This window comes from Pseudanabaena sp. CCNP1317 (genome assembly GCF_034931345.1).
Classification (GTDB): domain Bacteria; phylum Cyanobacteriota; class Cyanobacteriia; order Pseudanabaenales; family Pseudanabaenaceae; genus Pseudanabaena; species Pseudanabaena galeata.
Genome location: NZ_JAYGIF010000026.1, coordinates 1 through 24,638, shown reverse-complemented (window position 1 = coordinate 24,638; position 24,638 = coordinate 1). Strand labels below are relative to the sequence as shown.

At 43.1% G+C, this 24,638-nt stretch carries 23 protein-coding genes; 10 read left to right on the top strand and 13 right to left on the bottom strand.

What is annotated here, in order from left to right; all coding sequences use genetic code 11:
- Positions 1–199: 199 nt before the first annotated feature.
- Both VB775_RS09255 and dnaA read right to left on the bottom strand, forming a co-directional pair.
- Positions 200–577 carry a glutamyl-tRNA amidotransferase gene (locus VB775_RS09255; RefSeq protein WP_281007342.1) on the bottom strand — a complete coding sequence of 126 codons (378 nt, stop codon included), beginning with the start codon at positions 575–577 and terminating at the stop codon, positions 200–202.
- A gap of 49 nt (positions 578–626) precedes the next feature.
- A complete protein-coding gene (gene dnaA / locus VB775_RS09250) occupies positions 627–2,102 on the bottom strand; it encodes a chromosomal replication initiator protein DnaA (protein ID WP_190576346.1) in 1,476 nt (491 codons plus the stop codon).
- Positions 2,103–2,186: 84 nt separating this feature from the next.
- On the opposite strand from dnaA, the gene pdxA reads away from it, so the two are divergent.
- A complete protein-coding gene (pdxA, locus tag VB775_RS09245; RefSeq protein ID WP_281009448.1) occupies positions 2,187–3,266 on the top strand; it encodes a 4-hydroxythreonine-4-phosphate dehydrogenase PdxA in 1,080 nt (359 codons plus the stop codon).
- Positions 3,267–3,320: 54 nt separating this feature from the next.
- On the opposite strand, the gene rplI is transcribed toward pdxA, so the two are convergent.
- Positions 3,321–3,782 (bottom strand): 50S ribosomal protein L9, encoded by a 462-nt coding sequence (rplI, locus tag VB775_RS09240; RefSeq protein ID WP_281007341.1) that lies wholly within the window; start codon positions 3,780–3,782, stop codon positions 3,321–3,323.
- 210 nt (positions 3,783–3,992) lie between these two features.
- Between rplI and VB775_RS09235 the strand changes: the two genes are divergently transcribed.
- The 5 genes from VB775_RS09235 (at position 3,993) to VB775_RS09215 (ending at position 10,400) form a co-directional block, all read left to right on the top strand.
- Positions 3,993–5,117 (top strand): FecR domain-containing protein, encoded by a 1,125-nt coding sequence (locus VB775_RS09235; RefSeq protein ID WP_281007340.1) that lies wholly within the window; start codon positions 3,993–3,995, stop codon positions 5,115–5,117.
- A 179-nt stretch (positions 5,118–5,296) separates the two neighbouring features.
- Positions 5,297–6,364 carry a ligand-binding sensor domain-containing protein gene (locus tag VB775_RS09230; protein WP_281007339.1) on the top strand — a complete coding sequence of 356 codons (1,068 nt, stop codon included), beginning with the start codon at positions 5,297–5,299 and terminating at the stop codon, positions 6,362–6,364.
- A 117-nt stretch (positions 6,365–6,481) separates the two neighbouring features.
- On the top strand, positions 6,482–7,960 hold the full coding sequence (locus VB775_RS09225; protein WP_281007338.1) for a mechanosensitive ion channel domain-containing protein: 1,479 nt from the start codon (positions 6,482–6,484) through the stop codon (positions 7,958–7,960).
- Between the two features lie 419 nt (positions 7,961–8,379).
- The gene (locus VB775_RS09220) at positions 8,380–8,727 is read left to right on the top strand and encodes a DUF1830 domain-containing protein (protein WP_281007337.1); all 348 of its coding nucleotides are present in this window, start codon (positions 8,380–8,382) and stop codon (positions 8,725–8,727) included.
- A gap of 377 nt (positions 8,728–9,104) precedes the next feature.
- Positions 9,105–10,400, top strand: a complete 1,296-nt coding sequence (locus tag VB775_RS09215; protein ID WP_281007336.1) for a homoserine dehydrogenase — start codon at positions 9,105–9,107, stop codon at positions 10,398–10,400.
- Positions 10,401–10,571: 171 nt separating this feature from the next.
- On the opposite strand, the gene VB775_RS09210 is transcribed toward VB775_RS09215, so the two are convergent.
- The 4 genes from VB775_RS09210 to VB775_RS09195 form a co-directional block, all read right to left on the bottom strand.
- Positions 10,572–11,819 carry a dihydroorotase gene (locus VB775_RS09210; protein WP_281007335.1) on the bottom strand — a complete coding sequence of 416 codons (1,248 nt, stop codon included), beginning with the start codon at positions 11,817–11,819 and terminating at the stop codon, positions 10,572–10,574.
- Positions 11,820–11,889: 70 nt separating this feature from the next.
- Positions 11,890–12,909 (bottom strand): hypothetical protein, encoded by a 1,020-nt coding sequence (locus VB775_RS09205; protein WP_281007334.1) that lies wholly within the window; start codon positions 12,907–12,909, stop codon positions 11,890–11,892.
- A 152-nt stretch (positions 12,910–13,061) separates the two neighbouring features.
- Positions 13,062–13,484, bottom strand: a complete 423-nt coding sequence (gene mscL / locus VB775_RS09200) for a large conductance mechanosensitive channel protein MscL (RefSeq protein ID WP_281007333.1) — start codon at positions 13,482–13,484, stop codon at positions 13,062–13,064.
- 175 nt (positions 13,485–13,659) lie between these two features.
- Positions 13,660–14,088: a hypothetical protein gene (locus tag VB775_RS09195; RefSeq protein WP_281007332.1), complete on the bottom strand. Its 429-nt coding sequence runs from the start codon at positions 14,086–14,088 to the stop codon at positions 13,660–13,662.
- Positions 14,089–14,428: 340 nt separating this feature from the next.
- Here VB775_RS09195 and VB775_RS09190 point away from each other — a divergent pair, with 340 nt between their 5' ends.
- Positions 14,429–15,328, top strand: a complete 900-nt coding sequence (locus tag VB775_RS09190) for a S66 peptidase family protein (RefSeq protein ID WP_281007331.1) — start codon at positions 14,429–14,431, stop codon at positions 15,326–15,328.
- Positions 15,329–15,542: 214 nt separating this feature from the next.
- Here the strand turns inward: VB775_RS09190 and surE are convergent, their stop codons facing one another.
- The 3 genes from surE to hisH all read right to left on the bottom strand — a co-directional run bounded on the left by surE (position 15,543) and on the right by hisH (position 17,722).
- Positions 15,543–16,325: a 5'/3'-nucleotidase SurE gene (gene surE / locus VB775_RS09185; RefSeq protein WP_281007330.1), complete on the bottom strand. Its 783-nt coding sequence runs from the start codon at positions 16,323–16,325 to the stop codon at positions 15,543–15,545.
- Positions 16,326–16,544: 219 nt separating this feature from the next.
- On the bottom strand, positions 16,545–17,072 hold the full coding sequence (locus VB775_RS09180; RefSeq protein ID WP_281007329.1) for a DUF2808 domain-containing protein: 528 nt from the start codon (positions 17,070–17,072) through the stop codon (positions 16,545–16,547).
- Between the two features lie 26 nt (positions 17,073–17,098).
- Entirely contained in the window at positions 17,099–17,722 is a 624-nt protein-coding gene (gene hisH / locus VB775_RS09175) for an imidazole glycerol phosphate synthase subunit HisH (RefSeq protein ID WP_281007328.1), read from the bottom strand.
- 109 nt (positions 17,723–17,831) lie between these two features.
- Here hisH and VB775_RS09170 point away from each other — a divergent pair, with 109 nt between their 5' ends.
- Positions 17,832–18,290, top strand: coding sequence for a hypothetical protein (locus tag VB775_RS09170; protein WP_281007327.1), 459 nt, complete (start codon positions 17,832–17,834; stop codon positions 18,288–18,290).
- 94 nt (positions 18,291–18,384) lie between these two features.
- Here the strand turns inward: VB775_RS09170 and VB775_RS09165 are convergent, their stop codons facing one another.
- Positions 18,385–19,065 carry a hypothetical protein gene (locus tag VB775_RS09165; RefSeq protein ID WP_281007326.1) on the bottom strand — a complete coding sequence of 227 codons (681 nt, stop codon included), beginning with the start codon at positions 19,063–19,065 and terminating at the stop codon, positions 18,385–18,387.
- Positions 19,066–19,554: 489 nt separating this feature from the next.
- On the opposite strand from VB775_RS09165, the gene gltD reads away from it, so the two are divergent.
- Both gltD and VB775_RS09155 read left to right on the top strand, forming a co-directional pair.
- Positions 19,555–21,039: a glutamate synthase small subunit gene (gltD, locus tag VB775_RS09160; protein ID WP_190579817.1), complete on the top strand. Its 1,485-nt coding sequence runs from the start codon at positions 19,555–19,557 to the stop codon at positions 21,037–21,039.
- A gap of 57 nt (positions 21,040–21,096) precedes the next feature.
- The gene (locus VB775_RS09155; RefSeq protein ID WP_176453318.1) at positions 21,097–21,318 is read left to right on the top strand and encodes a hypothetical protein; all 222 of its coding nucleotides are present in this window, start codon (positions 21,097–21,099) and stop codon (positions 21,316–21,318) included.
- 255 nt (positions 21,319–21,573) lie between these two features.
- On the opposite strand, the gene VB775_RS09150 is transcribed toward VB775_RS09155, so the two are convergent.
- Together VB775_RS09150 and VB775_RS09145 are read right to left on the bottom strand one after the other, a co-directional pair.
- On the bottom strand, positions 21,574–22,692 hold the full coding sequence (locus VB775_RS09150) for a fatty acid desaturase family protein (protein ID WP_281007325.1): 1,119 nt from the start codon (positions 22,690–22,692) through the stop codon (positions 21,574–21,576).
- A gap of 329 nt (positions 22,693–23,021) precedes the next feature.
- Positions 23,022–24,389, bottom strand: a complete 1,368-nt coding sequence (locus VB775_RS09145) for a (Fe-S)-binding protein (protein ID WP_281007324.1) — start codon at positions 24,387–24,389, stop codon at positions 23,022–23,024.
- Positions 24,390–24,638 lie beyond the last annotated feature (249 nt).

The following is a 24,638-nucleotide window of genomic DNA, read 5'->3' as shown; positions in this document are numbered from 1 at the left end:
ATTGTAAGTTCGATTTTTACTTTTGTGCCTTCTACACTTATTAACTTTGCCGACATTTTCTTTCTTGATCTCCTTCGTTATTCTTTCATTGTTCTACAATCTTCGTATTATGTCAAGGTCGCACCCATCTCTATGATGCTCAGAGTAAGTTCCGTTGCAACGACAAGTTGCTTTCTAACATATCCAAAAGATTTTGGGTTTAACTTGCGGTGTAAGCTCGCCAGCCACCATAGGAAGTAATTTCCTTTTGTCCTTCACATAAAAATGGTTCGCCAAGAACACCCAAAACCTCTTGTCCATCAGACAAAATAATTTTGCCAATACATAAACCAGCAGGCTCAGACAATAAAATTGCACCCAAAGCATCGGGAGTAACTGACCAGATCTCTAAGGCGATCGCTTGTCCATTTTCGCTAACTCGTAGCATCGCAGGATGGCGATCGGCGATCGTCCAAAGCCGATATATAGGTGCTGTTACATCTTCTCTTACAAATACTGCCCCAACCTTCTGCAAGTTACCATTTAACTCTAGTCCTCGCATTAAAGTTCCATTTACGGCAAAATCAATCATCTGCATAGTTTTTTAGTGTGGTAAGTGTAGACAGCGCAAAGCGCTGTCCATTCCGTTAATTTTTAGTTTGAGCAACGAGGTAGATGCGATCGCTTAACTGCCTCAACAACTGCGCGATATCACCATCAGTTGATTGCAACTGAGCGACCTTTTCGCAACTATACATCACCGTTGTATGGTCTTTGCCGCCTACCGCTTCACCAATTTTGGGCAAGCTGAGATTCGTGTGTTGACGCATGAGATACATCACATACTGACGGGCTTGGCTGATTTCTCTGCGTCGTGAATTTCCTAACAGATCGGCTAGATCTATATTCAGCATTTCCGTAACTACGCTCAAAACCATCTCGGCAGATACTTCTACAGGTTCTTTGGGAGGATTGAGAACTGGTGCGACATTTTCTACTGTCATTGGCAATCCCGAAATCGAGATATAAGCAACAGTTCGCACTAACGCTCCTTCCAATTCGCGAATGTTGGAAGTATAGCTAGCGGCGATGTAATGGAGGACATCGGCAGGGATTTTGAGATGATCGTATTCAGCTTTCTTTTGCAAGATTGCCATGCGTGTCTCCAAATCGGGAACTTGAATATCTGCAATCAATCCCATGGAGAACCGTGAACAAAGTCGTTCTTGCAAACGCGGAATCTGAGCAGGTGGGCGATCGCTGGCTAATACGATTTGTTTACCAGTTTCGTAAAGCGTATTAAAAGTATGGAAAAACTCCTCCTGAGTGTATTCCTTACCCTCGATAAATTGAATGTCATCAACTATCAACATATCGATCTCGCGATACAGTTCCCGAAATCTCTGCATACTATCTTTGCGAATTGCCGAAATTAGATCGTTGGTGAACTGCTCTGTCGATACATAGGCGATTCTTGCTTTCGGTTCGATTTCTAGACGGTAATGGGCGATCGCTTGCATTAGGTGGGTCTTGCCTAAGCCCACACCACCGCATAAAAACAAAGGATTAAATTCACGCCCAGGGGACTCGGACACGGCAAGCGCCGCCGCATGAGCCATGCGATTGGTGGAACCAACTACAAAACGATTGAAATTGTATTTAGCATTGAGGTTGCTAGGACGTGGTACGTGACCATTGCTATCTGATGACTGAGGACTTTGGGCATTATTGAGCGTGGTAGGAATTGCCGCCGCCATGGCGTGAACTGCCTCAGCAGCGATCGCGGTTTCCAACATCCCATCTTGACTAATCTCAGCACCATCAAGATTAAGATTTAGCTCAGGTTGACCCGTAGGTGGTTCACTACTTGGAGCCGCCTCAATATGAATTTCTACAGGATAGCCAAGGATTTCCGTGACTGCATCCGTAATATTTTGAACATAATATTTATGCAGCCAATTTTTAGCAAAAATTGAAGGCGTGCGAATAGTCAAGCGATCAGCCGTAAGCTCATCAGCCACAACTGTCTTAATCCATCCTTCATAGGTTGGACGGCTAAGTTGGCTTTCAAGCAGTTCGAGAACTTGATTCCAGAGAGTTTCTAAGGAAATATCAACAGACATCGTTGGTTGTGGTCAAGAGGGCTAACGGCGGATCACGATCTTATCGCGTGTATTAAAATTTTGGAGAATTACTTAATTGACTTAATGAATATTCTGCGGAATGACTACACAAGCTCCAGAGCAAAATCTCAGCCTAACTCTAGAGCGCGAATAGCTCTCACTATAGGCGATCCCGCAGGAATTGGTACGGAAATCATTCTAAAATCTCTAGCTGATCGCCATTTATTAGGACTGGATGCAACGTTTACAGTTTTTGGCGATCGCCGCTATCTAGGGGAAACCTATGATTTGTTGAGAAATCATAACAATTTACTGATGGCTGATCCAGATCGCCTAGAGATTGTCGATATCCGCACTAATGAGGAGATTTCTTTAGGAATTGGCAATCGCGCAAGTGGGGCAGCTAGTTTTGCTTATTTAGATGCTGCGATCGCTGCAACTCTCGCAGGAAATTTTGATGCGATCGTTACCGCACCGATCGCTAAGTCAGCATGGAAACAAGCGGGGCATGACTATGCAGGACAGACTGAGTTATTGGCTGAGCGGAGCCAAGTTGATGATTTTGGGATGTTGTTTGTGGGTAAATCTCCTCATACAGACTGGGTGTTTCGTACTTTGCTAGCAACGGTGCATATTCCTTTGAGCGAAGTCACCAAGCAACTTACACCAGAGTTAATCGAGCAGAAATTAGAATTACTCCGCCGATCGCTGTTGCAAGATTTTGGGATTACAAATCCACGGATTGCGATATCGGGGATCAATCCCCATAGTGGTGAACAGGGACAACTAGGGCGCGAGGAGAGGGACTGGTTACAGCCGTTAATAGATCGCTATCGTCAGCAACACCCCAACGTCCAAGTTACAAACCCAATTCCACCCGATACGATGTGGATCAATCCTGCCAAGGCTTGGAGCGATCGCGATCGCGTAACACTTGGTTACGATGCTTATCTTGCGATGTACCACGATCAGGGTTTAATTCCCGTTAAGCTCTTAGCCTTTGATCGGGCTGTGAATACCACAATTGGGTTGCCCTTTGTTCGCACATCACCCGATCATGGGACAGCTTTTGATATTGCTGGCAAAGGTATTGCCGATCCTGCTAGTACGATCGAGGCGATCGCCTTAGCCGTAGAACTCGTAAAAATCAGACAAGGGGCTTAAGCCCCTTGTCAAAAAAAAGAGGCGGCGCTTTGCGCCGCCTCTTTTTGGAGATGATTATTCAGGAATAACTTGAATTTTGATAGTTGCGGTGACTTCAGCATGAAGCTTGATCGAAACATCAAAAGTACCTGTTTGATTAATTTCAGGAATTGTAATGTCGCGGTGATCGATTTCTAGCATCGACTTTGCGGTAATCAACTGAGCAACTTCGCGATCGGTCACAGTCCCGAAAATTGCATTACCTTCGCCGACTTTTTTCTTAATAATAAAGCCACCAATAGTTGATAATGCGGTCTTACGGCTTTCTGCTTCTTGACGAATAGCGATCAAACGTTGACGCTCAACTTCTTTACGTCTTTCAACTTCTTTAATCACACCAGAGGTAGCACGAATAGCTAAACCTTGAGGTATGAGGAAATTTTGGGCATAACCAGGCTTTACAGCTACTAAATCGCCAAGTTTGCCTAATTTTGTAACATTTTTGGTCAGCATGACCTGCAAATTACTCTTTGCCATGTGCTTTTGACTCTTACTCGTTTAAAAGATAGATTTACATCTGAGGGATTGCGGCTACGGCGCAGTCTCACAGCTATGATGAGAATTACTACTAGCTATGGTCAAACAACGAAGTTAGAACTAATATATATACATTAGAATTTACGGTTTTAACCAGACTTTCTAGTATAGCGAAAAAACTGGCTTTGTAGACTCTACAAAAAATTTACGATGCAGCGTTGGCAGTTATTCAAAATCTCTAGGCAAATTTTGCCGCTTTTGGTCTTATCTTTAGCGGTCGTAGTTCTGCCTAGTTGCACAATTAATCAGCCTCCTAAACCTTTTAGTTCTGAGGCTTTACCGACCGAAGCGATCGCCGAAATTAGTGAAATTCGTAGCTTCCCTGTGCGCGTTAAATATGTTAACGCCACATCGGCAAGACCTGCGACTGTAGGTGTCCCCCTTAAGGTAAATGAAAGCGTTAGCACCGAGGACTCTTCAACTGCTCAGGTGACCTTACGCAGTGGTGCGATTATCAGAATTGGCGGAAAATCCACCTTAACCCTCAGACCGCAAAATCAAGTTGAATTTACCTCTGGGCGCTTAGTAGCTTGGGCGGCTAGCGATCGCAAATCCCCAGCTCAAGTCCAAACCCCCTTTGGCGAAATTTCTAGCAACGATGGCACGGTGTATCTAGAAATTCCAGCTAAGGCGGCGGAAGATCGTCGGGTGATTGCGCTTGATGGCACTGTCACGGTCTTGCTCAAAAGCACATCAGAAATTGTCACCCTTGGCAAAGGTGAAGAAATCAGGATCAAAGCCGATGGTAAGGCTTCAGCTCCAAAACGCATTGATAGAGAAAGTATTGATAAGCGAATTGCGAACAATGCTCTAATTTTTGGATTTAGTACCCAGTTGGCAAGCTTGCCACAGATCACCTCAGAATTTGGGGTTACCGCGACGGTTAGAGAAGCAAGTAAGATTGAGTTTCGCCGTGCTGACTTACCTAAACCTACTGAAAATCCCAACCGCAATAAAGTTACTTATAATTCAAGCCCAGCCGCAAATAGCGATCGCAATGATCGCCGTGAAGAACCACCTGCCCCCAGACGTGAAGAACCAACAGCCGCTAGGACGGAACCTGCTGTTCCACAAGCAAATTCCAACAATCCTGCTCCAGCCAACAATAATGCTCCAGAACCAGTAAGGACAGAGCCGACACCTGTAACTAACAATCCTGTGGCAACACCGATAGAGCCACCACCTGCACAACCTGCGCCCTTAGAGCCACCACCTCAGCCAGTTCAACCTGAGATACCTGCACCCGCACCCGTAGCTCCAGAGCCAAAACCATAGGATTAAAGATGGCGCGAAGCGCCACCTTTAATCCAAAATAGTAATGGCGGCGCGAAGCGCCGCCATTACTATTTTGGGTTTTATAGAGGATGTCTAAAATTGATGTGGCGATCGCAATCTCTTGTGTTAACATCTGACGCTTAAAAGAGCATATATAGCGACTAATGATGGTGGTAAAGATGTTGGTAGCCAAAAAAATCTCCATTGCGTTATCCAGTACATTAATTTCCGTAATAGTTAATGTAGTCAGCTTATGCACCGTAACCTATGGAGTCGTTAACAGCGCCAATGCAATTAATCCTGACAAGCATAATTCAGATATACCAGCAAATAATATTCTTCTTGCCCGTAATCCCGCATCAAATCTAGATAGTCGAGTTAGCTCCACCCTCATCGATTATCAGGGAAGACTATGGATCGGTACTTGGCAAGGTTTGATGCAAATTGATCAGAGAACTGGTGCGGCAGTTAACTCCATCTCTTTACCCAATTCCACGGTTACCGCCCTATTAGAAGATCGTCGTGGCTATTTTTGGGTTGGCACAACCTCAGGCCTGTATCAGATTGAGCCTAGCTCTGGCAAAATTGAAAACATCGCGATTCAACTATCTTCCAGCCGAATTCTTAGTCTAGCGATGGATCGGGCAGGTTTTATTTGGGTCGGAACTGATCAAGGATTAACCCGCATCAGTCCTTACAATGCTGAAACCTATGCCAGAATGCCCAATCTTCCAGGGACAGCCGCCAATGTGATGCAGTTTGATAATGCTGGTAATCTCTGGGTCGGTACATTAAATGGACTGGTGAAAATCAACCCTGGAACAGCCAAAATCACCGCAAGGATTCCCTATGTATCAGGTCAAATTGTCCAAGCGATCGCCGTGGAGCCATCGGGTAAGATTTGGGCAGGTACTCCTCGCAATGTGTTTGAAATTAATCCAAAAACTAATAAGGCGATCGCCCGCATTAATGCTGTAACTGGACGAGATATTGTGGCTCTGGCGAGTCATAAAAATGGTGAGTTGTGGATTGGTATGAGAGATGGGTTAGTTCTTGCCAATACTTATAATGGCGCAATTACATCATCGATTTATAATTTGCCAAGTAGTTCAGTGATTAATTTGCTTGTTTATAATCAACAAATATGGATTGGAACCGAGGATGGTTTGGGCAAGATCAACACTCAGCTTAAAAAATCAGAAATACCCAACGCAAATGCGACTGTAGTTTATACAACTCAAAACTAGTAAATTAAGAAGTAAATTAGGATATGAATGGGAATTGTTATTTTTAGAAAACCACACTTAGCCATACTTTCTAAAGTTAATTTGGGTTGAGTTGTTGTGGAGAAATTAAACTAAAAGATGGATGTTTTATTAACAAACCTATATGCAATCTTCACAGCTCAAATTTTAGATATTGGAGGTACTAAGTTTTCGATCGCTACGATCTCTTCTTTGCTAGGTCTCATTGTCTTAGCTTTTTTTGTATCAAGAATCATTAGCGAAATTATTAGGCGATCGCTATTAACCAAACTTCGGATTAATCGTGGATTGCAAGAAGCAATAACTGTATTTATCAAATATCTCCTGATTACTCTTAGCAGTGTAATTATTTTGCAAACTGCTGGCATAGATCTTAGCTCTCTAGCAGTGATTGCGGGCGTAGTCGGGATTGGGATTGGCTTTGGTTTACAAAATATTGCTAGCAACTTTATTAGTGGACTAGTTTTACTCTTCGAGCAAACTATCAAGGTTGGTGATTACGTAGAAATTGGCGAACTCAAAGGCACAATTGAAAAAATTTCGATTCGTTCCACTATTATTCGCACTGAAGATGATTTATTCGTAATTGTGCCAAATCAACGTTTTATTGAAAACAATACAGTTAACTGGAGTTATGCAGGACATACTTGCCGCATTCATATCCCCGTTAGCGTGGCTTACGACACCGATCTATTAGTCTTAACTGAAGCATTGCTAACTTCGGCTCGGCATGAACCGCGAGTATTGTCAAATCCACCGCCAGAAGTTTGGTTCCTAGCATTTGGAAGAGAATCACTGGAGTTTGAGCTATTAGTCTGGATTGATGATCCTGATGCTAATGAGCCAATTCGGAGTTCCATTAATTTTCGGATTGCCTACGAGTTTAGATCCAGAGGCATTAGAATTCCTTTCCCAACTAGAGAGATTATCCTGCATAATCCTGAAGCAATGAGACAAATTATTGCACCACCAAATCCAGAAGAAGATCGCGATCAACAGTTGCAAAATACAAAACAGATAAATTCTGTGCTGTCTCCAGCTAGTAATGAAATAAGTACCAAAAGCCTACGCGATTTATTACGGAAAATATCTTATTTCGAGAGATGTACAGAATTAGAACTATTTGCTTTAATCGCTAGGGGCTATCGTAAACATTTTGACATCAGTGAAATCATTTGTCGGGAGAATGATCCCAGTGAAGAGTTTTACATCATTTTGTCGGGTGTTGTCGAAATCTTTTCTGAGAAAAATAATCAGGCGATCGCGACATTAAGTGAAGGCGAATTTTTTGGCGAGATTTCCCTACTCATTGGTATGCCTCGGACAGCAACGGTTCGGGCTTTGACTGTAGATACGGTTCTCTTTGTGGTGGAGCGTCAGCAGTTACAAAAGCTGCTCAGTGAGCATAAAGAATTAGGCGAGCAGATTGCGCTGAAATTATCAGAGCGACAGCAGGTGTTAATCAGTCTGGGATTACTCAATGAAGAAGAATTACAGCGATCGCAATATGCTGCTTTATCATGGGTTCGCGATCGCTTAAATAATATTTTTGGGATTAATTTAGGCAAAAATCCATAGATTACACTGCTTTACGCGATAAAAATCAACCCTATAGCTATCCTAATTTTAATGTCAGTTCGATATAGCCATTTGCGGCTTGCTTCGCAAGCTGCAAATGGCAAAAAATGGTAAGAATCGCTAAGCGATTCTTACCATTTTTCGCTTTCATCGAACTGACGTTAATTTTAATGTCAATTCGATATAGCCATTTGCGTCGTGCTTCGCACGACGCAAATGGCTATATCGAACTCGCGTTAATTTTAATGGTTTGTGAGAGTTAGTTACTTTGTGACTAACTCTCACAAACCATGAGAAAATCGATCCCCAAAGCTTAAGAAACTTGGAATATGTGCGCTATATCACTGCTAGCCATGAGACGATCCCCTACTCTGGGATCATGAACCAGTAAAGTTAGTGGCTACTCACAAGAGATCGTAATGTTTAATATACAAGCGCAAAAAATTAATTCCAGCAACTTAGAATCTCAATTTAATCAATCAATCTGCATTTATCGTAACGACACCGAGTCTGCGCAAATTATTCGCATAGCTCAACCTAATGTTAGTTTTTTTGAAAGAGTAGTATTCCCAAATCAAAGTATCCAATTTGCGGCTCCAGCAGATGCCTTACTAGAAATCTGTGAATGTGTTTTTTCTGGTTTAATTCATGCTGATACAATTCCTTGTTCTCAAATTGCTGTTGTCGATATGGACATGAATATGGGACTGAATTTATCAAACTCAAAAGAGTCGAGTAAAGAGGCTTTGATGGCGATCGCCGCTTAGTTTTTGGATTAGTTTTTGGATTATGTAGTAGCCGTTGCTTTTTGTTTTTTAACTTTATTATTTTGTCAAAGGAAGAGACTGCCATGCAATCTCTTCCTTTTTAATTTTAGTAAAATCCTAATAAATGAAGGCGGCGCGAAACGCCCCCCTTCATTCATGCAGATCAGCATTTCTCATTATGTAAAAGATGTTGGTGTTTCCAGCGCCAAAGGCGCTGGAAACACCAACATCTTTTTTTGAAAGTCTGCCAACGGCAGACTTTCAAAAAAAGATGTTTTTAATGAGAATTGCTGAGTGCAGATGCGTGATTCATCGCGTCCCCAAAAAAACTACAATAAAAGCTAATTGAAATCGACGAAAATCAAAAAAATAAGACTGTGACATATAAAGTTGGACTTCTCGGATTAGGAACAGTTGGCACAGGTGTTGCCAAAATTTTCCAAGACCCTGCGGGTCGCCATCCTTTGCTACCTGATATCGAAATCGCGCGGGTAGGTGTGCGATCGCTAGACAAGCAGCGTGATGTGGCGATCGCTTCCAGCATTGTCACAGATGATTTGGCTGCGATAGTTAGTGATCCTGAGATCGATATTGTGGTTGAGGTTATTGGCGGAATTGAGCCAGCCAAAAGTTTGATTTTAAAAGCGATCGCCAATGGCAAACATGTTGTTACCGCGAATAAAGCCGTAATTGCTAGACATGGCAATGAAATTTTTACTGCCGCCAAACAAAAAGGCGTATATGTAATGCTAGAAGCTGCTGCCTGTGGTGGTATTCCTGTGATTCAAGCCCTTAAGCAAAGTCTCGGCGGTAATCGCATCAGTGAATTGACAGGAATCGTCAACGGCACAACTAATTACATTCTTAGCCGCATGTATTTTGAGGGTGCTGATTTTGACGCAACCCTTGCTGAAGCTCAACAATTGGGCTATGCAGAAGCTGATCCCACCGCCGATGTCGATGGCTATGATGCTGCCGATAAAATGGCGATTTTGGCAAGTCTTGCCTTTGGCGATCGCGTCAAACTTGAGGACATTTACCGAGAGGGTATTCGCTCGATCACTAGTGCTGATATTGGCTATGCTAAAGAGTTAGGCTTTACAATTAAGCTCTTAGGAATTGCGCGGCGTACCGATCACAAAAATGACATTGATTTGGAAATTCGGGTACATCCTACGCTAATCCCGATTCAACATCCCCTTGCGAATATTCATGGTGTCACTAATGCCGTTCGCATTGAAGGCGATCCCATTGGTGAAGTTGTTTTTTCAGGTCCCGGCGCAGGTGCAGGCGCAACCGCTAGTGCTGTGGTTGCCGACATTATCAATGTTGTGGCAGCCTTGAAATCTATGCCCAATCAAGTAAATCAATTAATGGGCTGCTCCCATGAGCATTACGCTAAAATTGCCCCAATTGAAAACACCGTAAATCAGTTCTATGCACGACTGCTAACCCATGATAAACCTGGGGTGATCGGCGATCTGGGTACTGCTTTTGGTAAACACTGCGTTAGCTTGAATGCAATTTTACAAAAAAATACAAGTCATGATGGGTTAGCTGAAATTGTGGTGGTAACGCAAAGGGTCAGTGAGTACAACTTCCAACAGGCGATCGCTGCCATTCGCCAGTTAACTACTTTGCATAGTATCCCCACGATCCTAAGAGTTCTCTAATTTACTGATGTTATGCGGAACTCAGATGATGAACCTCTTGCTGCTAGAGCATAACAGGGCAACCACGGGGGGATGCCCCTACCTGTAAATTTTAGATCTTGTAGGGGCTGTGCCCCCGTGCCAGCCCTAGACTTACTTATTTGCTAGGAAGAGATTAGGGTTCTTCTTGATTTAGAGAACTTTACCAACAAGCGATCGCCCCATATAGTTGCTATTTCTCGATTGAGAGGCGATCGCATTATTTGTAACTAGCCACTCTAAGCTTGGATCGAAAAGAGTTGCGAGTTTGGGTTGTGCAAGTCCCAAAGTTTTAGCTGGGTTAACGCTAAGAGCTTGCCAAAGCTCACTAGCAGTTAGTAATTCTGTTACTACTAAGTTTTGCCAGAGGACGGAGAGTGCAAACTCTAAGCCGATCGCACCTACGGGCGCAACTTCAAAAGGCACAACTTTTTCTTCGTAAGCACGGGGAGTGTGATCAACCGCAATGCTATCAATTGCTCCTGATTTGATTCCTGTAATCAACGCTAGGCGATCGCTTTCACTGCCAAGAGGTGGCATCAGACGGAGATTCGGATCATAGGTTGCTAAATCGCGATCGTAGTGACAAAGGTGTAACCAAGTGGTACTTGCCGTTACGGGTAATCCATCATTTTTTGCTTGAGCCATTAGTTCTACACTCTGGGCGGTAGAAAGTCGCATGAAATGGGTGGGAGCTTTGGTGAGTCGTACTAGCTCAATTAAGGCGGCAAGGGCCGTCGTCTCGGCGGCGGTAGGATAGCCTGTCATGCCATATTGGATCGACCATTTCCCTTCCCGAATTACACCACTACCTGCTAGATCAGGATTTTTGGGAAATAGGGCAATTGGTTTACCAAGCGGTTTGATATATTCCATCGCACGACGCACAAGCAGTAAATTATTAATGGCTTTGCCATCGGTAAAGCCAACTACGGAGTCAGCTAGCTCTCCTATGTCGGTGAGTTGATTCCCTTCTAGCCCCTTGGTAATTGCTCCCCAAGGTTGCAGAATATTTCCTTGTTTGTGCTGCACATTGCGCCAAAACTCTAGAGCGGCAATATCATCGATCGCAGGTTGAGTATTGGGCAAAATGCTAACTGTTGTAAAACCGCCATTTTTCGCTGCTTGCACTAGTTCCGATATCGTTTCGGTAGATTCATGCCCAGGCTCACAACTAGTGCTGTAAAGATCAATCAGCCCTGTTCCTAAGACGACACCTGACCGCTGCTCAATGTTGATGTTCTCAGGAATTTGGGATTGATCAAAGTTGAGATGAATTTGGCGATCGCCATCAACAAAAACATCGGCAAAAGTTTCAGAAATATTTGACGATGAGGCTGCATCAAGAATGCGTACTTCCTTGAAGAGAACTGGGTAAGTGAGAGAATTTTCGGGGGGCATATTAAAAAAGGAAAAAGGAAAAAGGAAAAAGGAAAACTATGGCTTTCTTGCTTTTTCCTTTATAACGGTTTTATTGAACAATATTGAGCGATCGCTGATTTTGGTAATAACTGCGCCATTGCCATTTACCTTGAGCATCAACAGTGGGTGTGAATACGCGGACATCAAGCGAGTTTAAGCCAATTTCTTGGACGACAATTTCGGGATAGCGATCGCCATTGAGATCTTGAAGCCCATAAAGGGCATAGCTACTGACACTATCATTGATGTAAGAAAGCGCTCTAGTGTGGGTCAAAATTGGTTCTGAAGTCCAATCTCCGCTCGTTGATTTTCGCATCATGACTAACATGCTGTACTCCTGACGTTCAAGAGCCGAACGGGATAGAAACTCTTGCCACACTTGAGGATCAAATCCTGCGGGACGAATGGGATTATCGAGGCGCAAACCTGCAATAATCTCAGGCTGATTGTCACCATCAATATCTGCACATACTAACGAGGCGATCGCTACCTGTGAGATTGCAGCTTGTTTTGCCCCAAGGTTTACAAATAAATTACGTGATCTTTCGAGTACAAGGGGTTGGATTCTGCTGGGACAGTTAAAAAAGTAGGAGCGATCGCTTGACGGATTAATGCGATCGCTTGCCACTATTGTTAAATTTGGCTGGCGTAAAATGGCTGGATCAAAGCTTTTGGTCGGTTGGTTTTTCTCGTTTTCGGCTGGTACTTGCACCTTAAAACTGGCGATCGCTCCAAAAGTATCGGAGCCACGCACCCCACTGACTTGAAACATGCCCAGTGGTTTACCGAACTGAATTAATGAAAAACTGCTACCTAGAGGAATTGATTGAATTACCCGATCTAAACTGCCTAACTGTTCTACCAAATCGGAGGGGACAATTCCTTCGATCGTCTTACCATCGGGAGAAGCTTGAATAAATAAGAAAATCGGGACAGGTGATTTATCTACTTCCGTTTTTTTGTCATTATTTGGGCTAAAGCAAGCATTAAGACCAATAGCAATTCCTAAAATTAAGAGAGATGTCGATATAGATCGGTAAATTTTGTGGCTGAATTGTCTAAATGACATGATATGCGGGCAGTCTAGAGTTATTCATCTACTTAAAATATAAATATCTGCAAAGCAGATATTTATATTTTAAGTAGATGGATGTAATTAATTGCAAACCCAAGTTTATAAGGTTGCGTCCCTGCGGGACGCAACCTTATAAACTTGGTAATTTATTTGGATTCCATCACTTCTGCTAAACGTTCAACAGCTAAGGTCAGACGCTCTTGAGGGTCAGGTTTGACTTCAGCCGCCGCTTCTTCACGAACTTCTTTACGCTTCATCGCTTCAAAGGAACGAATGATCAGAAAGATCACAAAAGCGATAACTAAAAAATTAATCACTGAGGCAAGAAACACACCATATTTAATGCCATTAATCTGTAGTTTGGCAAGATCTTCAACATTAGCCGCTTTAAGAGCGGGATTTAGAAGCAAAGGTGTAATGATGTCCTCGATCAACGAAGTGATAATTTTGCCAAAAGCACCACCAATAATCACCGCAACGGCTAAATCAATCACATTTCCTTTCAAAATGAAAGTCTGAAAGTCTTTCATAAAACCTCCAGCCGCACGTCTACCATTTTGTAAACCCATACAATAATTCTCCTCAAATAAAATGCTTGGCTATCATAGAGCAGCTTTGTACTAATAATTACAAATTTATAGCGTTTATCAGTCTGGTGAAGTACGGTTTTGTTTCCCCGCCGAAGGTGGGGAAACAAAACTTTGTACCTCGCTTGCTTGATAAACGCTATAAAATAAACAAATTTTAATTATCATGCTTTTGATCCCGTTTTACCGATCGCGCTTCTTGAATTTCAGCCATAACCCTTAACCATGGCAAAGAGATCGCTTGATGGCGATATAACCGATACATCAAATACATACAAAGAGCAAAATAGCCCGAACTTAAGGTTGCTTTGATTAATTCTGAGGTAACTTGCAAAGTTGCCCCCTCGGTTGGTACTCCTCCCATTGCGCCATAGGCGATCACCCAAGTAAATACCAAGGCGATCGCCACTTGGCTAACATCGCGAACTTTGCGACTGCTTCTTTGCCGCACCAAAGCGATCACCGATGGGATTAGTCCAAATATTGGCATTAAACAAAAAAACATCTCAATGCGCTCTTTGGTGGAATCACGAGATATTTGGTCAGGAGTCTCGATTTGGCGATCGCGCTGAGAATAACGGCTCATAACTTTACCTTTACTTCTGTAACGATCTTATACCAATTCACAAAAGTGTAGCAACACTTTTGTGAATTAAAAACCGAGCCCAGCAAGGGTTTTAAAAGCACAAAATAGTATAACCATTTTGTGCTTTGGTATAACTTAACACTAGATAATTACCAATAATTACTGGTAATTACTGCAATTCTCATTATAAAAATCGTTTTTTGGAAAGCCCATCGTTGGCGGGCTTTCCAAAAAAAAACGATTTGGGAATTCCAGCACCGAAGGTGCTGGAATTCCCCAAATCGTTTTCATAATGAGAATTGCTGTGGTAATTATCTAATAATTGCAATATTGATAAACTATGCATTCAACTAAATTCCCTGCGATTATTACACCCTCTCAAAAAGTGCGTATCATTGCTCCTAGCGGTGCATTGCGCGAATGGGAACGCTTTGAGCAGGGGCTAAAAGTCTGGCGCGATCGCGGTTATGAACTGGTAATACCTGAACATCTCAGTCAGCCTTGGGGCTATCTGTCAGGAACCGATGAGGAACGGTGTCAGCAATTAATCGATGCATGGAATGATCCTGACTCTGTGGCGATCGCCTGTGCAAGGGGTGGTTACGGCTCAATGCGCCTACTCGAAAAATTAGATTGGCAAGAACTGAGCGATCGCCCTAAATGGTTAATTGGCTTTTCTGATATTACGACTCTACTCTGGGGCTTTGCCAAACATAAGGGAATTGGGGGATTACATGCACCAGTAATCACGACATTAGCTAAGGAACCTGAGCGATCGCAACAGCAGTTATTTGATTGGCTGGAAGGAAAGGTGAATGCGATTACACTAGCAGGGGAAGGATGGAGTAATGGTCAAGCAACAGGTGTTCTATTACCCGCAAATTTAACGCTTGCGACACATATCATCGGTACGAATATCTGTCCAGATTTAGAAAATGTGATTTTAGCAATTGAAGATGTATCTGAAGCTCCTTATCGAGTTGATCGCATGTTAACCCATTGGCGTTGGTCGGGGCATCTGCAAAAGTTAAAAGGTATTGCGATCGGTCGGTTTAGCCAAGCAGAAGTTAATACTCCCAGTTTTACCATGGAAGAAGTATGGCGCGATCGTTTGACGGATTTAGGAATTCCGATTGTGATGAACTTACCCTTCGGACATGATGGCGAAAATGCGCCTCTACCCATTGGCTGTATGGCTGAGCTTGATGCTAATCAAGGAACTCTAACCTATTCGCGCTAATACATGAAGGCGGTGCAAAGAGTCACCTTCAAACATTACGAGCTTGTTACTGATGTTACGTGGAACTCAGATGATGAATCTTTTGCTGCTAGCACGACAGGGCAACCACGGGGGGATTGCCCCTACCCCAATAATTTAGATTTTTGTAGGGGCTGGGCCACAGGGCAAGCCCTAGACTTAGATGATCGTAGGAATTAATTCTATCCACGTAACATCAGCTTGTTAGTGTAGCTAGCTTTTCTATCCATGTATTCATAAAAGGAATAGCCGCAGCGAGAGTTAAGTCATATTTGAGCGGTGTGATCGTTACGTAATTATCTCTAATCGCTTGAATATCTGTATCAGCTTCTGCTTCTTCTTCGACCACTACACCTGATAGCCAGTAGTAAGTTTTGCCACGCGGATCAATACGTTTTTCAAAGAGATCTTTATAGCGCCGAATTCCTAAACGAGTAACAACAGCACCGCAAATATCTGACTCTGGAATTGCAGGAATATTTACATTCAGGAGAATCGCTTCTTCTAGTGGATAAGTTGCGATCATGTTGACCATTTTCTTGGCGAAATTTGCTGCCGCGCTAAAATCCAAATGGGCGAAGCTAGTCAAACTAAAAGCAATACTTGGCACACCTTCTAGTACTCCTTCCATTGCAGCCGATACTGTACCAGAGTACAAAACATCGGTTCCCAAATTTGCGCCGCGATTAATGCCTGATAATACGAGATCAGGGCGATCGCTTAATAATGCATCAAGTGCTAATTTGACTGTATCCGAAGGTGTGCCAGAGCAAGCCCAAGCTTCAATATTGGATGGATAAACCCCTTCGATTTGATCAACCCGTAAAGGTTCTTGCAAAGTTAGGGCATGTCCTGTAGCCGATCGCTCTCGATCTGGACATACCACCGTAATCCGATGCTCAGTGTCACTTAAAGCTTCAGCTAGCGCTCTTACCCCCGCCGCATAAATACCATCATCATTACTAATTAAAATGTTCATACTTGAAGTTGCACAAGGTCTGAAAAACTATATCAATAAAATCAGAAAATAGAGGAGGGTGCTTAGCGCCCTCCTCTATTTTCTTTAGGTTATTAGTAAACTTTTATAGTTTTATCCCAAAGTACAAAATGGCTAAGCTATTTTGTACTTTGGGATAAAACCTTTACTGGGTTTGGCTTCTAATTCACAAAAGTGTTGTCACATTTTCGTGAATTGGTATTAGTCAAGGGTAATTACCCATGAGCCAATATAGACAGGGACTGGTACATCAGCGCGCATAACTCTGCCATCAAACTGATAGAAACCACTGTAGTCAGGATTTCTTACATTAGATAGCACGGCTCGTAATGCTGTTTTTGAAGGAATTGCTTCTTTGGGAATGATCGTAATGCGGCGAGTTTCTTTGTCCCAAGTTGCTGATTCAATTTCCAAATCTTTGCCACCACGGCATTGATCCGTTACGCGTAGTTTGATGTCTGACGTATCAAAGCTACCAGTAAAATGATCGGGATAGGTAATGATCACTTCGGAAACTTTAAATTTTTGTGGTTTTACTTCTAGATAGTATCGATCATTACGACCGCTGCTGCCACTATCGAGGCAATAGTCAAGTGCGCTATCCCTGATTCCGCCAAATAAAATAAATCCTGCATTGGATTGGGCGCGAACTACAGATGGCGAAACCACAGCACAAGCTACAGCCAGACAAGAAACAATACCCAGTTTTTTGATCATTTGGATCTTCATAAATCTCTCAAGATTCTACTATTATGCTACGCACTGATCATTCTGACGAAATTTGATAGCAAATGTATCCCGTCACTGGATGATTTTTCGGGATGAAATTGTACAGCCATCAGATTGTCTTTGGCGATCGCCACAGTCACGGTCTGACTACCGTGGGTTGTGGTCGCTGCTGTTACTGAGTCATCAACAGGTGCGGTGTAGTAGGAATGCACAAAATACATCCAAGGACTAGCGCCCAAGTCTTGCCAAAGCGGACAATTAGGTTGTTTTAGTTCTAGCTGATTCCAGCCCATATGCGGGATCGTCAGGCTTGGCTCATTGCTAAATCGCTTAACCTGTCCCTTGATGATACCCAAGCCCGATTCATGCCCCTCTTCACTGCTCTCAAATAAAATTTGCATCCCCAAGCAAATTCCTAAAAATGGTTTGCCCGAAGCGATCGCTTCATGAATGGGTTGTTCTAGCTTTGTCGCCCGTAATTTTTGCATCGCGGGATCAAAGGAACCAACACCTGGCAAAACAATCCCATCGGCGGAGGCTAACTTGTGCGGATCATTGGTCACTATGGGGGTGGCTCCTGCCATCTCTAGCCCTTTGCAGGCTGAGTGTAAGTTGCCCATATCGTAGTCAATCACTGCCACAACTGGCATGATGTTACTCCTGCTTGATAGTCTTGCAACGGGGAACTTTAAGCTCCTTTGCGCTTTCTAAAGCGATTATAATGGCTGAAGTCCTGAAAAATACGTTATGAGGTTTAGGATGACTGACAAATTAGTTGGCAAATCAATTATTAATCATGTTTTGTTAGCGCTAAGTATTGGCGCGATCGCACCATTGGTGGTTGTAAGTCAGACCTCAGCACAGGAGGCAATCACCATCCCTCAAGCACCAGTCGAGCCAAGTCTTTGGTGGAAAACTCAACGCTTGCAAGAAGGTTGGGTGGAAAATATTGAGATCGATGCTGAGGCTAAACAGGCGATCGTCACGATTAATGCAACTAGATGGATAGCCTCTGATTATTTGCAGCGGTTTAGTTTTCTATTTAAGCTCGGCACTGAAGCCCAAAAGCAAAATTTTACTGTCATGCTACACAATCGCCGCGATCAAAAGATAGCCGAGTACAGCACCATAGAAGAACGCTGGCGCATCGATCCAAAATCCTTAGGTGCAGAGCCGTTTCGGGTCAATGCCCCAGTACTTTTTCAACAACAATTTTAAAGTATAGCTATAGCCATCTGTATCAGGACAAATCAAAACCCAAATAGTGTGAGGCGGCGCTTCGCGCCGCCTCACACTATTTGGGTTTCGCAATTTAGCTAGTTACTTTCTGCGATCGCTTGACCATATATTTAGTCAGATCGATAAAAGTGTCACGACGTAAATAAGGATAATCTCCCACCCAGAGATTGTATTGGGGAATATAGGCATCAGAAGTGATCCGACTAACCCGACCAAAGCGGCGATCGTTAGAAAATAGCAACATATATACCGTCTGCTCAGGTCGAATCCGCTTCAGTTCGCGCTTCATCGGTAAGCGTAAAGTCGTTACAAACTCCGTCTCATCACCAAGCTCAATATTTAAAAAACTTTCCGCATCATAACTAACATCCATGCGTCCCCGTGAGTTTACCTTTTCAGCACGAGCCAGTACTTCCTGAGAAACATAAACATCCAAAACTTCCGCCTGCCAAAAACCACAATAGGCAAAGCGTCGCAACTTGGCATTACGAATGCTTGCTAGAGCGACTGGCTCTAACATCCAATACAACCCTCCAAAAGCTGCACAAACAAACATCACTAGAGCCGCGAAACTACTGGGATTATTTTCGTGGACACGGTTATAGAGAATTGTGAATACAATTACACAGGCGATCGAAATTGCAACGCGACGAAATACACTCTGACCGTCACCCCAATAGTATTGATACTGCTCTGAGGTAGGGACAGCAGGAATAAGCTCATCAAAATTTTTACGTTTGAGTGGGGTAATCATAAGACCAATAATATAACCAAAATACAATTAACGAAAATCTTGTATAGCTATAGCCACCTAATATCAGGACAATTCAAAACCCAAATAGTGTGAGGCGGCGCGAAGCGCCGCCTCACACTATTTGGGTTTTATGTTCTAACAAGAATGGCGACAGCTATATATAGCAAAACCCAAAAGAAAGATGGTGGAGCAAAGCGCCGCCATCTTTCTTTTGGGCTTTGTGACACTGTTTCTCAAATCGGAGTCAATCTCCAACGACTTTTTCCTTATTATTCAGACGGCAACGTTAACTAATATTAAGGAAACCCGTAAAATATACTTAGAACAAGTTAAGCAGTTTAAAAATACTTTATGGGCTATTGATCAAATAGCAAATAGCTTACTTATCAAAACCAATTTTAGGATTTCCGCGCCTATGGCACGGAAATCCTAAAATTGGTTTCATAATTTCAGAAATGCTGACTCATCAAAACATAGAAACGAAAAGCAATGGGAAAACCGACAGGATTTATTGAGTACCTTCGCGAAGCACCGACGGAAATAGCACCAAGCGATCGCATCAAAAATTGGGATGAATTTCATGTCCATATGCCCGATGAAAATCTCCGCACACAGGGCGCTCGATGTATGGACTGTGGTACACCATTTTGTCATACAGGCAACCTGATCAGTGGCATGGCTAGCGGCTGCCCAGTCAATAACCTGATTCCCGAATGGAATGACTTAGTTTATCGGGGACTTTGGCGCGAAGCCCTAGATCGTCTCCATAAAACCAACAATTTCCCTGAATTTACAGGGCGGGTTTGCCCCGCTCCCTGTGAAGGTTCTTGTGTCTTGGGGATTACCAATCCACCTGTGACCATTAAGAATATTGAGTACTCCATCATCGACAAGGGCTGGGAAGAAGGTTGGATTGTCCCCGAACCGCCTGCTAAGCGCACGGGTAAAAAAGTTGCAGTGATTGGTTCAGGCCCCGCAGGCTTGAGCGCCGCCGCCCAGCTAAACAAAGCAGGGCATTGGGTTACGGTTTATGAACGCGCCGATCGCCCAGGGGGATTGTTAATGTATGGCATTCCCAACATGAAGTTGGACAAGCAAAAAGTGGTATTGCGCCGCTTAGGTATCCTTGAGCAAGAAGGGGTGAAGTTTGTTTGTAATACTGAAATTGGGAAGGATCTACCTGCGGAAGATTTGCTCAAGGAGTTTGATGCGGTGGTACTTTGTACGGGCGCAACTAAACCTCGTGATTTAAGCATTGAAGGACGCGAACTCAAAGGTATTCATTTTGCGATGGAATTCCTCACCGCAAATACTAAGGCAGTTCTCAATGGTAAGTCAGGGGATGACTTTATCTCGGCACAAGGTAAAGATGTGGTGATTATCGGTGGTGGCGATACAGGTACGGACTGTGTGGGTACATCAATTCGTCATGGTTGCAATAGTGTTGTCCAGTTAGAAATCATGCCTAAGCCTCCAGCCACCCGTGCTAAGGATAACCCTTGGCCTGAATGGCCGAAAGTCTACAAGATGGACTACGGACAGGAAGAAGCGAGTGCAAAGTTTGGTGACGATCCTAGAGCTTATATCACGACTGCGACTAAGATCGAGGGAGATGAAAACGGTCAGGTCAAAGCTGTTCACACTGTGCAAGTGCAATGGGAACGCAATGATAAGGGTCAGTTCATTCCTAAGCAAGTAGCTGGTACTGAAAAGGTAATTCCTGCTCAGATCGTTTTGCTGGCAATGGGTTTCCTAGGTCCAGAACAACCTTTACTGGATTCCCTAGGAGTGGAACGCGATCCTCGTAGTAATGTCAAAGCGAATCACGGTCAATTTACGACTAGTCTACCTAGCGTTTTTGCCGCAGGAGACTGTCGCCGTGGACAAAGTCTAATCGTCTGGGCGATTAACGAAGGTCGTGGTGCTGCCCGTGAATGCGATCGCTATCTTATGGGTAATACAGATTTACCCTAAATCAATCTATAACAAGGGGCTTAAGCCCCTTGCCTGTCATAAAGTAAGGAATGAACTATGGAAAGTAATGTGTTGGTTTCTCCTGAGACTATCTATGAAAATCTCAACCAACTAGATCAAGTGGATCTCACCACTAGTGCTGAATATCGAGAAATGGCGCAGGAAGTTCTTGCCGATACTCATGTAAATCGTGATGTGCGAGAAGCGATCGCCGATCGTCTCAATCAAGCAAATCAACAACTAATTAACACAACTGTTAGTAAAACCGATAGTTATTAACACATGTTACGCAGAAGTTGCTGATACCCTCACCCCTAGCCCCTCTCCCATTAAGGGCGAGGGGAACCAGAAAAACTAATATTTTATTTCTCTTGCTCCCCTTCTCCCGCTCTGGGAGAAGGGGCTGGGGGATGAGGGCAGATATTCGCTCTGCGTAACATGAGTTATTAACCAATCCCAAATATTTCAAGAGAGTGCGCCCCCAAGGGATGCTCTCTCTTGAAATATAAAAAAAGAGCGCCTAGCGCTCTTTTTTTATGTGCTTCCCATGCGGCGTAACCAATGGAAGTGAGATAAACAACCCGCCCAGAAAGAGGTGTGATAGTTATATCTCACGCCAAATTCTAGACAAGTTTGCTCGACAACTTTGGAAATCGCAGGGTAGTTAACATGGCAAATATTCGGAAATAGATGATGCTCGACTTGGAAGTTTAAGCCACCAACTAGCCATGTCACAAAGGGATTATTACGGGAGAAATTCACCGTTGTTTCAATTTGATGGATCGCCCAATCATTCTCAATGACGTTCACTTCTTGCACAGGAAGTGGGAAATTTGCTTCTTCAACTACATGGGCTAGTTGAAATACTACACTCAGTACGATGCCCAAAGTTACAGCGACTAACGTATAACCAGCTAAAACCTGCCATACAGAGTGAAATAGTGAGGGAATAGCAAAGGCAAGTGTGAAGAAAATGAGCTTACCCCCAAAGAAAATCGCAAGATTGCCCTTGGTAGGACGAGGGTAGGCGCGATCGCCAATTTTGCCCGTGATCAAGCAATAAAAATCATCATAAAAATGCCACTTGATCGCTAACAAACCGTACAGCAGCCAAAGATAGTAATGTTGCCACCGATGAAATAGAAGTCTGGGATGGGAAGGAGAAAGTCTCCCAAAGATTCCTACTTCTAGATCCATATCGTAGCCAGCAATATTGGTGTAGGTATGATGCAGGACATCATGTTTCCAATGCCAAATATAGGAACTTCCACCAATTAAATCTAAACCCATTGACATGAGCTTATTTACCCACGCAATATTTGAATAAGCATGGTGTGCGCCATCGTGCTGAATACTAAAACCGATTCCTGCGGTGATGACCCCAAGGGCTATGCAAAGGGGTACTACTTGCCACCATGTCTGGGCAAAGAAAACTAAGGCAGTATATAACCCGATTAAGCTAAGCAGCAAAATCGCTGTCTTCATGTACATCTGAGAACAATCACGTTCTTTAAGGTCACTACTTTGAAAAAGTTGATCCACTCGTCTTCTCAGTTCAGTCTGAAATCCACTATTCTTGGCAAATTTTAGTTTCTTAGCTGGTTCTTGCTCGGAACTAATCACAAACTGTTGAGATCCTTTTCGCTCTTGCATCTTTTAACATTTTTGATAAATATCATATTTATAATTTTCACTTATATTAATTATCTAACGTGTTATGTGACGTTAAATAATTAAAATTAAAACTCAAATCTAAGTTTTATTCGGCAAAAAATTGTTTTTTCTACAGTAAAAAAGCTTTTAGTAAGCGATCGCACTATCTCTCTGATGTTACATGATTCCCTTGAATATTCCCGAAACGATTTGCAAAAAAGCAACGAGAACTAAATTTATCAACCTTTGTGATCAAAACCAAGTAAATGAAGGCAGTGCTTTGCGCCGCATTCATTTACTTGGTTTTTGAAGAAAGCTTCCAATTAACATCAGTTATCTAGCTTTTTACCTCTAATAGAATAATCTAATAGTTCCATTGGATGCATAAGGAGAACATTTTTATTTTGCAATTTCAAATGCTTACGAATTTGGGTAATACAACCAACATTTGCCGAAGCTATTAATTGAGCGCCCGTATCCGTGAGATTGGTTACCTTCATCTCTCCCAATTCATGACCAACTTCTGGTTGCAAAATGTTGTAGATTCCTGCACTACCACAGCATAGCGAAGCATCAACCGATTCCCTTAATTGGACATTGGGAATTTGACGCAACAAACGACGTGGTTCGAGGCTGATTTTTTGTCCATGCAGCATATGGCAAGCATCTTGATAGGCGATCGCTAAAGGCTGATCTTGCAATGGTGAGAGCTTGGCTGTCAGCCCAACATGATCGAGAAACTCTTGAACATCCTTTACTGTTTGAGAAAAAAGCTTAGCTTTCTCTGCATAGTGAGGATCATCTTTCAAAATATGTCCATATTCTTTCAATGTATGTCCACAGCCCGAAGCATTAACCAGCAACGCATCAAGATTTAAATCGGCAAAAGCGTCAATAGTCTGCTTGGCAAGTTCTAGAGTTTGAGCCTCTTGTCCTTGGTGATGGGATAATGCTCCGCAGCAACCTTGCAATTTGGGAACTACAACCTCACATCCATTTGCCGTTAGTACGCGCACTGTCGCATTATTCACCTCTGGCAAAAATACACGCTGCACACAGCCCAAGAGCATTCCCACACGGTAACGCTTTGCTCCTTGAGCAGCAATTACTTCGGGTAAATTATCCTGAAAAGCTTGGGGAGTTAATTCGGGTAGCACCGATTCCATCGCAGCTAGTTGCTTGGGCAAAAACTTTTCTAACCAACCCTGCGATCGCAATAGTTTTTGTAAACCTAATTTCTGATAAGCCAATAAAGGCGCAAGTAGCACTCGGAGGCGATTGGGATAGGGGAAAGTCGAAAAGATAAATTGCCGTAATAATTTCTCAGGTAGCGATCGCGGATGATTTCGCTCAACTTGAGCGCGGGTAGATTCGATCAGTTGGTCATACTGTACGCCTGATGGACAGGTAGTCACACAAGCAAGACATCCTAAGCAAGTATCAAAATGTTGGGCGATCGCAGGTGATAACGGAATATCGCCTTCATTAATTCCATCCATTAAATAGATACGACCGCGTGGCGAATCTGTTTCTTTGCCGATGATGCGATAACTAGGGCAGGTAGACAGGCAAAAGCCACAATGTACACAAGCATCAATTAGTTGTGGATTTGGTGGATTTTTAGCGTCAAAACTAGGAGTTATTTCCTGATTATTGATAGATATATTCTCAAAACCAGACTTGTCAGAAACCTGCATATTTTAAAAGTGATTACGGCTACTAAGATTCTATAGCCAGACTAGTCATTTTTAGAGCGTGTTTGAGAAGTTTTTACCCACTCTAACTGCCCCTTATCCCAAAGCCTAAAATGGCTATGCCATTTTAACGTCAGTTCGACGGAGTAGACAAAAGCAAAAGAAAAGCTGAGACTAGGTTTGACAAACTAACCTGTATTATTCACGAGATGAGAAAGAGAAACGAAATCCAAGCAAAAACAGATCGTTAAG

Excerpts from the sequence above, each read along its gene's own strand:
- surE (WP_281007330.1), bottom strand. The coding sequence starts at position 16,325 with ATGAACATTTTAATTAGTAATGATGATGGTATTTATGCGGCGGGGGTA.
- hisH (WP_281007328.1), bottom strand. The coding sequence starts at position 17,722 with ATGCCAGTTGTGGCAGTGATTGACTACGATATGGGCAACTTACACTCA.
- VB775_RS09235 (WP_281007340.1), top strand. The coding sequence starts at position 3,993 with ATGCAGCGTTGGCAGTTATTCAAAATCTCTAGGCAAATTTTGCCGCTT.
- VB775_RS09210 (WP_281007335.1), bottom strand. The coding sequence starts at position 11,819 with ATGCCCCCCGAAAATTCTCTCACTTACCCAGTTCTCTTCAAGGAAGTA.
- VB775_RS09230 (WP_281007339.1), top strand. The coding sequence starts at position 5,297 with ATGTTGGTAGCCAAAAAAATCTCCATTGCGTTATCCAGTACATTAATT.
- pdxA (WP_281009448.1), top strand. The coding sequence starts at position 2,187 with ATGAATATTCTGCGGAATGACTACACAAGCTCCAGAGCAAAATCTCAG.
- VB775_RS09255 (WP_281007342.1), bottom strand. The coding sequence starts at position 577 with ATGCAGATGATTGATTTTGCCGTAAATGGAACTTTAATGCGAGGACTA.
- gltD (WP_190579817.1), top strand. The coding sequence starts at position 19,555 with ATGGGAAAACCGACAGGATTTATTGAGTACCTTCGCGAAGCACCGACG.
- VB775_RS09180 (WP_281007329.1), bottom strand. The coding sequence starts at position 17,072 with ATGAAGATCCAAATGATCAAAAAACTGGGTATTGTTTCTTGTCTGGCT.
- VB775_RS09220 (WP_281007337.1), top strand. The coding sequence starts at position 8,380 with ATGTTTAATATACAAGCGCAAAAAATTAATTCCAGCAACTTAGAATCT.
- VB775_RS09190 (WP_281007331.1), top strand. The coding sequence starts at position 14,429 with ATGCATTCAACTAAATTCCCTGCGATTATTACACCCTCTCAAAAAGTG.
- VB775_RS09195 (WP_281007332.1), bottom strand. The coding sequence starts at position 14,088 with ATGAGCCGTTATTCTCAGCGCGATCGCCAAATCGAGACTCCTGACCAA.
- VB775_RS09145 (WP_281007324.1), bottom strand. The coding sequence starts at position 24,389 with ATGCAGGTTTCTGACAAGTCTGGTTTTGAGAATATATCTATCAATAAT.
- rplI (WP_281007341.1), bottom strand. The coding sequence starts at position 3,782 with ATGGCAAAGAGTAATTTGCAGGTCATGCTGACCAAAAATGTTACAAAA.
- dnaA (WP_190576346.1), bottom strand. The coding sequence starts at position 2,102 with ATGTCTGTTGATATTTCCTTAGAAACTCTCTGGAATCAAGTTCTCGAA.
- mscL (WP_281007333.1), bottom strand. The coding sequence starts at position 13,484 with ATGGGTTTACAAAATGGTAGACGTGCGGCTGGAGGTTTTATGAAAGAC.
- VB775_RS09155 (WP_176453318.1), top strand. The coding sequence starts at position 21,097 with ATGGAAAGTAATGTGTTGGTTTCTCCTGAGACTATCTATGAAAATCTC.
- VB775_RS09150 (WP_281007325.1), bottom strand. The coding sequence starts at position 22,692 with ATGCAAGAGCGAAAAGGATCTCAACAGTTTGTGATTAGTTCCGAGCAA.
- VB775_RS09205 (WP_281007334.1), bottom strand. The coding sequence starts at position 12,909 with ATGTCATTTAGACAATTCAGCCACAAAATTTACCGATCTATATCGACA.
- VB775_RS09225 (WP_281007338.1), top strand. The coding sequence starts at position 6,482 with ATGGATGTTTTATTAACAAACCTATATGCAATCTTCACAGCTCAAATT.
- VB775_RS09165 (WP_281007326.1), bottom strand. The coding sequence starts at position 19,065 with ATGATTACCCCACTCAAACGTAAAAATTTTGATGAGCTTATTCCTGCT.
- VB775_RS09170 (WP_281007327.1), top strand. The coding sequence starts at position 17,832 with ATGACTGACAAATTAGTTGGCAAATCAATTATTAATCATGTTTTGTTA.